Below are 9,430 nucleotides of genomic sequence, written 5' to 3'. Positions count from 1 at the left end.
AGACCCCGGTTCGCGAGGTCATACACGGCCGGCATGAGCTTCTTACGGGCAAGATCCCCAGTCACCCCGAAAAGCACCAACGACGACGGACCGGCAATCCGGGACAACCGACGGTCCCGCGGATCCCTGAGCGGATTGACGCCGGACTTGGGCCCGGTCCTCGCACTTGTATCAACGTAGGTAAGTGACATGCTGGCTTCTAACTTTCGACAGGGCAGTGCAGCCGCGCACCGGTGCTTAGGAGAGGATCTGCTCGCGGGTCTCACCGTAGGGAACGGTGTCGCTGAGGGCGAGCGTGTACCGGCTGGGAGTATGCCGGGTAACCAGAATGCCGGAATAGCAGTGCGGCCTGGCTACCTGCCTGAGGGTGGCCTCGGCGTCGTCGAGCAACTCGTAAAGACGGCTTGGCTCGGTAACAACTACTTCTAAATTGTGTGTGGCGTAGCTACGCATTTTGAACAGTTCCTTCCCATGGGTTTAAGTGCGCCCATGCGCCAACCCCACGTCTTTGGGGTGTTGTGTTCCTGGAATCGGATTCAGCACTGAACCGTACTGCCCGCGGTGACGTATCCCCGCGGGCAGTACAGGAAAGACATCCGGGCTGCAGGCCCCCTATCAAGAGGTCCTGCAGCCCGGAGGTGGCGTCCCGCGGCTGTTGGGAGTGCGGGACGCCGCCGTCAACCGGTTGGTTAGTTGATGGCGGCGCGGAGCTGCTTGGCTGCCAGTGCCGGGTCGGCTGCACCGTAGATGGCGCCGCCGGCAACGGCGACATCGGCGCCTGCCTTCTGGACGTCTGCGATGGTGGCGAGCTTTACGCCGCCTGCCACGGAGAACGGAACGCGGGCTTCTGCGCCGGCGCGGAGCAGACCGGTCAGGTCGAAGCCGGGCTTTGCCTGCTCGTCCAGGCCGGCGTGCATCTCAACGAACTTTGCACCCAGGGCGCGGACTTCCTTGGCCCGGGTCACCTTGTCCTCGATGCCGATGAGGTCAACGACAACGCCCTTGTTGTGGGCCTTGGCAGCCTTGACGGCGCCGGCGATGGTGGAGTCGTCGGCTGCACCGAGCACGGTGACCAGGTCAGCGCCGGCCTTGAAGGCGATGTCGGCTTCAAGTTCGCCAGCGTCCATGGTCTTGAGGTCAGCGAAAACAACCTTGTCCGGGTGGGCGTTCTTGATCGCGGTGATGACAGAGAGGCCTTCAGCCTTGATCAGCGGGGTACCCAACTCGATGATGTCAACGAATTCGGCAACCTGGCCGGCGAGTTCGAGGGCGGCTTCGGTGGTCAGCAGGTCGATAGCAACTTGGAGCTTCATGATGGTGTTTTCTTTCTGTTGGGAAATGCGATGGGTGTTGAAAATTGAGTGGATACTGCGGTGGGTGAAATCTGAGCCTCGATTATTCGAGGTTTGCGTGCCTGAGCCAGAGCTCTTCGGCAGGCACATCCGTGTTGTCCCACAGGGACTGGAAGAGTGCTTCGGTGGCGAGGAAAAGTACCTGCTCGAAGAGGGACCCCGAGTACTGGCGGGAAACGCTGGAGCCGTGGTCGGTCTTCTGGGCCGCGGGAAGGATGACCAGCGCATCAGCGAGGCCGGCAAGCGGTGAACTCGCGTTGGTGGTGAACACGGCAATCCGTGCACCCGCCTTAGCCGCTGTTTCGGCTGACTTGACAACCCCCGAGGTTGTTCCCGATCCGGAGGCCACCAGGAGCAGGTCTCCGGAAGCAATCGCGGGAGTGGTGGTGTCACCGGCGATGTGGACGTTCAGGCCCAGGTGCATCAGCCTCATGGCGGCCATCCGCAGGACGAGCCCGCTTCGGCCGGCTCCGGCGAAGAACACACGACCAGGCTGGCTGAGGTGACGGGCCACGTCGGCGATCTGCTGTTCGTCGATCTTGGCCGCTGTGTCCGCGATCTCGTTCTGAACTAGCGCGAGATTCCGGACGATGTCATCCGTACTGCTGTACCCGGTAAGCGTTGCGTTTGCTGTCGGATTCACGATGTTTTCCCCTTCTATCCGGTCGTCGGTCCGTAGGAACCGAACGACGCTTTCTGGTTGATATCCATACTCCCGAAGCGAACGGGCAGGGGTAACACTGTTTTCTGACGGTTCTTACTACACTTAAGGATTGGCGCTCCTGCCGGAGTCGGGTGGAAAGTGCCGGAAAGCCGCAGTTTTGAAGGATTTATTGCATAGACTCTGGAGAACAAGCTAAGTCCACCGCCACGTACTTTCCGGATTGCTTGTTATCGACCGACCCGTAGCCCATTTCCCGGAGCGCAGACTTTTGGCCTCGCCGTCCTCATTCCAGTCCCAGATTTATCGGTCCCTGCCGGAAATCGAGAGGGCCGACGCGATCGTGGACAGGATTACCAAGGCCATCGGCCTCGGGCTGCTCAAAGTAGGTGAACGTTTGCCACCTGAAGCGGCGCTCTCGGAAATGTTTGGGGTTGGCGGCGCGACACTTCGCGAAGCCTTGGGGGAACTGCGCGAGCGTGGAGTCGTGGAGACCCGCAGAGGCCGGAGCGGGGGGACGTTCGTCGTCCGCCAGCCTCGCACCCAGACTGACGCCATCCGGGACTGGTTCCTCTCGACGTCCATTTCGGAAATACGTGACATCGGAGACGAACATTCCGCTATCGCAGCCACCACCGTGCGCCTGGCCTGTGAGCGCGCCGAAGCACATGACTTCGAGCGGCTTCAGGAACTTGCGCGAGCATTGGTACTGGCCGATACCCCCGAAGTGCGTGCACCTGCTGACAGCCGCTTCCACATCGAGTTGGCAATAGCCGCCCAGTCACCGAGACTTGCCAACGCCGAGATCCGGCTTCAGGAAGAGACAGTTCAGCAGCTTTGGACTCCCCTCACGGTGAAATTTGACCCCGAACAGGCAACCGCTGAACACTTGGAATTGGTCCGGGCAGTCGCCCAGGACCAGCCCGAGAAAGCCCAGAAACTTGTCCTTGAGCACATCAGGCGCAACATTTTCCACCTGATCGACAAGAAGCTCACCCTCGGCTACGCCCAATCAACCCAGGATGGTCAATGAAGCCCGCCGCTGAAGTCGTACATGCTGCCACCGCCCTGTCTTCCTGGCTGAGCGGCGTCTGCGCTGAGGTCGCTAAGCTCTCCAGCGACGTTTCCTCCCTCCTGGAACGGAATCTCGCCGGCAAGTCCCGCGCCGACAGGGCTTCCCTCAAGGGCTTGGATGAATTTCCCCGGGAGTTCCTGACGAAGAACAGCTATGCAGCCGGGTCCGGGACCTTCTTCGCGGTGGAAACCCTCGAGGAGGGGGTGCCGGCTTTGGACTGGTGGGCCCGCAAGGAACACGGCACCATCGGCAGGCTCGACCTCGACATGACTCCAGGCAGCAGCCGCTATTACGACTATGAGAAGCTGCCATTCTTCTCCACCGCCGCTTCCACAGGTGAGCAGAGCCTGTGGGGGCCATATGTGGACTTCCTCGGCTTCGAGGAATACATCCTGACCTTTGCGGCTCCGCTTTCTGTCCATGGCCGCTTTACTGGCGTGGCTGCCTGCGACATCCGGATCAAGGACTTGGAACCCCTCATCATGCCCACCCTGCGCGCCGTTCCCGGAGATGCGGCCCTCGTCAACGCCAGCGACCGCGTCATTCTCGGCAACTCCGGGTTATACCTCGTTGGTGAGCGGATTAAGTCCGGCTACCCCAACCAGCATCGGTTGGCCCTGGACGTCCCTCACCTGGGGCTCTCCCTGATTTACACGGTCTAGACGCGGTCTAGACGGGCACTCCCCCAGACCCAAAGAAAGGCTGGGGTCACCGAAGCGGGAAAAAGTTCTGCAAATAAAAGCTATCGGAATAGAGCTTTTAAGCTGTAACCTCTGGGAGTGATCTGTTACACATGTCCTACCGTGGAGCAGTCACTAGTCCTTCGGCACCAGAGGAAGAACTTCGCTAGCTCGGACAACAATCTTGTCCACGTCACGAGAGCTCAATTCCTGAAGGTGGCCTGCGAGCGACCCCTTGGCGCACTTGTCGGCATAGCTTTACCCCTGCGCGCACCGGGAGCCTGTCTCGTTTCCCTGCCAGTCCGTCGTCCGGACCAACATGCAGCTGCAATATCGCACTGCTGATTGGCGCCGTAGCAGAACACGCCGGGCTGGATAGTTGTGGTTTCCCACAGCCACTGGGAGGTCCAAAAACCGAGTTCCATAACGAAGAAGTCAGAGACGACTTGAGTAGTTTTAGGGAGATTTTATGAGTGAAAATCGTTTAGACAGCAAAGATCACCTGGAAAGGTCGATCGACTGGAAGCAGGGTTTGGCCATTGCGCTGGGTGTGCCCTTGCTGATTTTGCCCTCGTTGGGCTACCTGCCAATGTATGTGTCGGCCGCGGCAATTCTGGTCTGGGGAATCTCTGTCCTTCAGGGTTTTATGCAGAGCACCGCGTATGCCGAGATGGCCACCACGTTCCCCAAGGCCTCCGGCCTGCCGGGATTTGCGCAGCACGTATTCCGGACTGAGAACTACAAGGGCAAGTACGACAAGGGCAAGCTGATCGGGGGCTTCAGTGCCTGGAGCTACTGGTTTGCCTGGAACCCTGTGTTGGCAATTTTTTCGATCCTGGTCGGCGGTTACCTGCATGGGCTGTTTCCGGTGCTGGCCGAGACATTCACCGAGTATCAGCTTGCCCTGATCTCCGGCCTGGTGATTTTCACCGGACTGTTCATCGTCAACTGGTTCGGCCTCAAGGACGGCGCCAAACTGGGTTACGTCCTGGCTGCGTTCTCTCTTATACCCCTCATTGTCCTGACCGTAGCGCCTTTCGCCACCGGGAATGTCGACCTGTCAAACATCACCGGCAGCTGGATGCCGGCCGACTGGGCCTGGGACATGCACCACATCCTGATTCTCTTTGGCATCTTTGCGATCGCACAGTGGAGTGCCTGCGCTTGGGAAACGGCGGCCATCTACGGCCCCGAATACAAAAACCCGTCCAGGGATGTTCCCAAAGCGCTGTATGCGTGCGGCATCATCTGCTTCTTCTCATTTGTCTCAGTGCAATCTGCAGTGATCGGCGTGCTCGGTGTTGAAGGCGTACTGGCCGAGCCCTTGTCGCCCCTGATTCCAGTGGCCCAGGCCGTGTTCGGCCAAGCCGGCACCATGGTCACCATCATCATGCTGATCGCCGCCATGATCCTCATCATCCAGACGGCCTACCTGGGCTCCTCCCGCGCCATGCACTCCATGTCCAGCGAAGGCAACCTCCCCAGGGTTCTTGGCAAGACAAACCGCCAAGGGACTCCGTTTGTTGCCATGCTGGTTATCGGGGCCTTCAACCTGGTGCTGATTTCGATGGGAACCCCGGCGGCAATACTTGCGGCGTCCGCGATTGGTTACACCTGCGCCAACGGCATCAGCCTGTTCGCCTACGTAAAGGCTAAGAATCACCCGGCCTTCGCCAACCTCGAACGGCCCTTCAAAGCACCCAAGGGCTGGAAAAAGGTGGCCCTGGTCTTTGGCCTGTTCAATCTGCCCCTCTGCCTGGTCGGCGTGGTCTACCTGAACAGCCTGGAGGTCGGTTGGACCTCAACCTGGGTTGGTTTCCTCGTACTATCGCTCTACATACCCATCTGGTTGTATACCCAGCATGAATCCCGCCGGCTGAAGGACAAAGCAGCCGCTATTCCCTCTTCAGACGAGGACGCCGGAGATCTTGAAAAGGTTCCAAATCCCAGATGACGGAGCCGGCCAGGGCTTTCCAGCTGAAGAGTCCGGCGCATGTGCCCTGATCATGTCCACCGCGAGTTGCGTCCTAGCGGCGTAGTACAGGGCATGGTGGTCGCCGAGCCCACCGGGCGGACAGTGGTACGTGCTGATTTCACGGCGGATACCGGGCATTTACACGGCCCGGTATCCGCCGTGAGCGCGTTTCTGGCGGCTGCTTGCCTGTCAACAGTGCGGAAAGGAAAATAAATCTTAATTCTTGGGCCTTAATTATCTAAAAAGGACTGGACTAGATGAATTACGTCCCGTAGGTTTGCACATAGGACGAGGAGCGTGACTCGCATCACACCAGCAGGGCTCAGAGCAGAGCCCGGCCGGCCATACACAACACGCCCCTTCCCGAGTCCCAGTCGGCGCCTGGCTTGCTATTCAGCCCCCGTCGCAACGCACTAAAAGAGCAACCGTTCTGACAACACTTTCACAACACTATTCATAGGAGAGACCATGGAAACCACCCTCGTAGGAACACTGAGCAAGGCCGGATCCATCCACAAGGTAGAAAACGGGTTCATCGGCCTGCCGTCGATGGACGAGCCCGGGACGGTCGCCGCGATCGGCGACTCCCTCCACAACCCCGAGGGTTCGGTCATGTGCGCCGGCTTCTTCGAGCTGAAGGCTTCCGAGCCGCTGGTGTACACCTACACCTACGACGAGATGAAGGTCGTCATCAAGGGCGAGTTCATCCTCACGGACCAGACCACCGGCGAAGTCACGCACGCCAGGGAACGCGACGTGCTGTTCTTCCCCAAGGGCACCACCGTCAAGTTCGAGACCCCCGAGTACGGCCTGGGGTTCTTCGCCGGCGACCGCACCTTCAACCCGTAAGGACCGGCCATGCGTTCCGCGTCCATGCCGCCATCAGCCGGCAACGGCCTGGAACCTGGTTTCCGCGGTGTCATCTGTGTATCTTTTGGACTCACAGATGACACCGCAGTTCCAGAAACCGATGGCCAGCCCCGCTACGATCTCCATTTCGAAGCAGCAACCGCCGACAGCCTCTCGGAACTGAAGTCTGTATTCAGCACTGCCCGTGTAGGCGCCCGCCTTGTCCTCGCCGGCCCCACAACTGATATCCGTGCAGCCGCCGCAGCCGCCGCGGACTGCGGACTCCTGGGCGAGGAAGTAACACTCCTGCCCCAGGAAACCGGACCCCGGTTTGTTTATTGCCCGCATTGCATTACCACCACCACTGATGAGGCAGCCGGCACCGAGGTGAAGTGTCAAGGATGCGCCACCACCTTGACCGTCACTGATCATTTTTCCCGACGAATTGGCTCATATTTGGGCTACTCAGCCCATGCCGAGGAGGCAGCATGACCGCGATGGCGCTCCAGCCCCAGGCCCACCCGGCGGTGGAGGGAGGCCTCCAGCTGGAGGTGATGGACGTCAGCCGTCAAACGGAATCGATTGTCAGCATTACGATGGCTGCTCCGGAAGGTGGAACGTTGCCCTCCTATGTCCCGGGGAGCCACCTGGTGGTCCAATACGGGAGCGGCGTCAATGCGTACTCGCTGACAGGTTCAGGCAACGCACCATCCGATTACACCATCTCTGTTCTGAGGGTCGAAGAAGGCGCCGGCGGCTCCGTGGCCATGCACCGGCTTTGCGTCGGTGACCGTGTTAACGTTTCGCGCCCCCGGAGTGCGTTTGCTCCCGCATCAACGGCGACGCATCATCTGCTTGTTGCTGCAGGAATCGGGATCACACCGATTCTTTCGCATGCCAGGGCCGCCGTGGAACGTGGCAACACAGCTTCAATGATCTACGTGCACCGGCCAGACGCCGGCGCCCACGTGGCGGAAGCGCGGGAACTGCTGGGGCCGGGGTTGACCGCTTTGGTCGAGTGCACCGACCGGGGCAGTTTCCAAAACGTTCTGGCGGAAGCGCTCACAACGCAGCCCCTCGGCACCCACCTTTACGTGTGCGGTCCGGTTGTCTTCATGGACGCGGTCCTGGAGGAGGCCCGGAGCCAAGGCTGGTCATCGTCCCGGCTCCACTCAGAAGCCTTTGGCGCAGCCGAACTGGACGCTGGTGAACCCTTTACGGTGCATCTGGCACGCAGCGGCGTCAGCTTGGAAGTCCAGGCAGGCGTTTCGCTGCTGGAGACGCTCGAAACAGCAGGGAAAACCATTCCCAATATGTGCCGTAAAGGCATCTGCGGCGAATGCGTCCTGCCCGTGCTTGGCGGCGCACCCCAGCACCGGGACCTTTACCTATCCGACCAGGAAAAAGCCGCGAACACCACAATGATGTGCTGCGTTTCGCGTAGCAACGACCCAGAATTGGAGTTGGACCTTTGAGTAGCACGATCATCGAAACCGATCCTGACGCCGCACTCCTCGCGGAACGGATCAGGCGCTTTCCCTTTCCATTTGCCTCCGACACATACCGCTACAGCGCGAACGTCGAACCGGCCAATAAGGAAAAGAATACAGAGGCCGGTTCCTGGGGTGCCGGGGTGATCGACATCGACGAGTTCTACCATCAGGAACTTGCGGACCGCGAGGCGATCCTGGCCCGCGACCCGTCACGCATGCAGGTCCTGCCCCACATGCGGCCCGCCGTGTGGGACACGATAGCGATGCTCCTGCCGGCCATGGCAGAGGAAAACCCGGAAATCATGTCCTTCCACCGGGAAGGGAGCGCCTGCCGCTGGCAGAACAAGCTGCAGGGCCTGGACATTGAATTCATTATGGGCGATGAGGACTCGCTGCCCATGGAGCCTATCCGGTTCCTCGGCACACAGATCCAGGACGACATCGTCCTGCTCGACGTCCGGGACAACACGATGTGGCTCGACGCCGGCCTGGTCACCTTCGCCGCGGACTGGTCCTTCAATTTCGATGTCGGCATGAGCTTCCTGGAAATCCACGGCCCCGTTCCCCGGGTCAAGGAAGAAAACATCGTCGCACGCGCTGAGCAATTCCTCATGCGGCTCCAACCCGGAGAGCAGTTCCGCCGCACCAACTGGACCATGACCATCGGCCAGCGCCTGGACACCTCCACCGAAACCTACCCCGAATGGGGCCCGGACCGCGGAACCATTGCCACCGACCCCGACATGCCCGACAAGCTCCACCTCCGGGTTGAAGTCCAGCACCTGATCCGCCTACCCCACACCGGCGTCGTGCTGTTCCTGATACGCAGCTACCTCTTGCCCCTCAGTGACATCGCCAAAGTCCCCGCCTGGCGGAACAAACTCGGCCACGTCCTGGCAGAACTTCCCGAGGACATGGCCGAGTACAAAGGCATCATCCGCTACCGCAAAGCAGCATCTGATTGGCTGCTGGCCCGCTAAACGCCCGCAGCGCGCCATAAATAGAGCAATAAGAGAATATCCCTAAAAAAAGCTAGACTAAATGATTTATTTCACGTAGCTTGGCTGCAACGAGGAACACGTGACTGGTATCACGCCAGCGGAGTTCAGAGTTGAGCTCCGCTGGCAACGTCCAGTCCCGGCGTCCTCCAGGCAGTTTCAAGCACATGAGTGGTCTGCCACGTATTCGCCAACGCCGCTCATGTCACGGGGCAACTCGCCTGTCAGGCCATAGGGGATCTCATCCTCAAGAAAGAACCAAGGAGAAAACCATGACTCTCAACACTGAAATCCACACCGAGGTCGGGGTAGCACACCCGCTCGATCCGCTCTCCCGTGAGGAGATT

10 protein-coding genes and 1 pseudogene are annotated in these 9,430 nt (G+C 60.0%); 7 read left to right on the top strand and 4 right to left on the bottom strand.

Annotated elements, in window-relative coordinates; all coding sequences use genetic code 11:
- The 4 genes and pseudogenes from ABIB27_RS18950 to hxlB form a co-directional block, all read right to left on the bottom strand.
- Positions 1-191, bottom strand: a pseudogene (locus ABIB27_RS18950) (glucose-6-phosphate dehydrogenase); the annotation flags it as partial.
- Between the two features lie 46 nt (positions 192-237).
- Complete coding sequence (locus ABIB27_RS18945; RefSeq protein ID WP_354217973.1) at positions 238-453, bottom strand: hypothetical protein; 216 nt, start codon at positions 451-453, stop codon at positions 238-240.
- Positions 454-689: 236 nt separating this feature from the next.
- A complete protein-coding gene (hxlA, locus tag ABIB27_RS18940) occupies positions 690-1,313 on the bottom strand; it encodes a 3-hexulose-6-phosphate synthase (protein WP_354217974.1) in 624 nt (207 codons plus the stop codon).
- Between the two features lie 82 nt (positions 1,314-1,395).
- A complete protein-coding gene (gene hxlB, locus ABIB27_RS18935; RefSeq protein ID WP_354254655.1) occupies positions 1,396-1,995 on the bottom strand; it encodes a 6-phospho-3-hexuloisomerase in 600 nt (199 codons plus the stop codon).
- 241 nt (positions 1,996-2,236) lie between these two features.
- Between hxlB and ABIB27_RS18930 the strand changes: the two genes are divergently transcribed.
- The 7 genes from ABIB27_RS18930 (at position 2,237) to ABIB27_RS18900 (ending at position 9,065) form a co-directional block, all read left to right on the top strand.
- A complete protein-coding gene (locus tag ABIB27_RS18930) occupies positions 2,237-3,046 on the top strand; it encodes a FadR/GntR family transcriptional regulator (protein WP_354254653.1) in 810 nt (269 codons plus the stop codon).
- Positions 3,043-3,750: a cache domain-containing protein gene (locus ABIB27_RS18925; protein ID WP_354217977.1), complete on the top strand. Its 708-nt coding sequence runs from the start codon at positions 3,043-3,045 to the stop codon at positions 3,748-3,750. The genes ABIB27_RS18930 and ABIB27_RS18925 overlap by 4 nt, the downstream gene beginning before the upstream one ends.
- Before the next feature lie 487 nt (positions 3,751-4,237).
- Positions 4,238-5,722 (top strand): APC family permease, encoded by a 1,485-nt coding sequence (locus ABIB27_RS18920; RefSeq protein ID WP_354217978.1) that lies wholly within the window; start codon positions 4,238-4,240, stop codon positions 5,720-5,722.
- Between the two features lie 489 nt (positions 5,723-6,211).
- Positions 6,212-6,592: a cupin domain-containing protein gene (locus tag ABIB27_RS18915; protein WP_354217979.1), complete on the top strand. Its 381-nt coding sequence runs from the start codon at positions 6,212-6,214 to the stop codon at positions 6,590-6,592.
- A gap of 9 nt (positions 6,593-6,601) precedes the next feature.
- The gene (locus ABIB27_RS18910; RefSeq protein WP_354217980.1) at positions 6,602-7,084 is read left to right on the top strand and encodes a dimethylamine monooxygenase subunit DmmA family protein; all 483 of its coding nucleotides are present in this window, start codon (positions 6,602-6,604) and stop codon (positions 7,082-7,084) included.
- Positions 7,081-8,067, top strand: a complete 987-nt coding sequence (locus ABIB27_RS18905) for a PDR/VanB family oxidoreductase (protein WP_354217981.1) — start codon at positions 7,081-7,083, stop codon at positions 8,065-8,067. Before ABIB27_RS18910 ends, ABIB27_RS18905 begins: the two co-directional genes overlap by 4 nt.
- Entirely contained in the window at positions 8,064-9,065 is a 1,002-nt protein-coding gene (locus ABIB27_RS18900) for a heme-dependent oxidative N-demethylase family protein (RefSeq protein WP_354217982.1), read from the top strand. The genes ABIB27_RS18905 and ABIB27_RS18900 overlap by 4 nt, the downstream gene beginning before the upstream one ends.
- Positions 9,066-9,430 lie beyond the last annotated feature (365 nt).

Origin of the sequence: Arthrobacter sp. UYEF21, from assembly GCF_040546085.1 — a bacterium.
Lineage (GTDB): Bacteria > Actinomycetota > Actinomycetes > Actinomycetales > Micrococcaceae > Arthrobacter.
The sequence above is the reverse complement of the archived record's forward strand: the minus strand, read 5'-3'. Positions and strand labels throughout refer to the sequence as shown.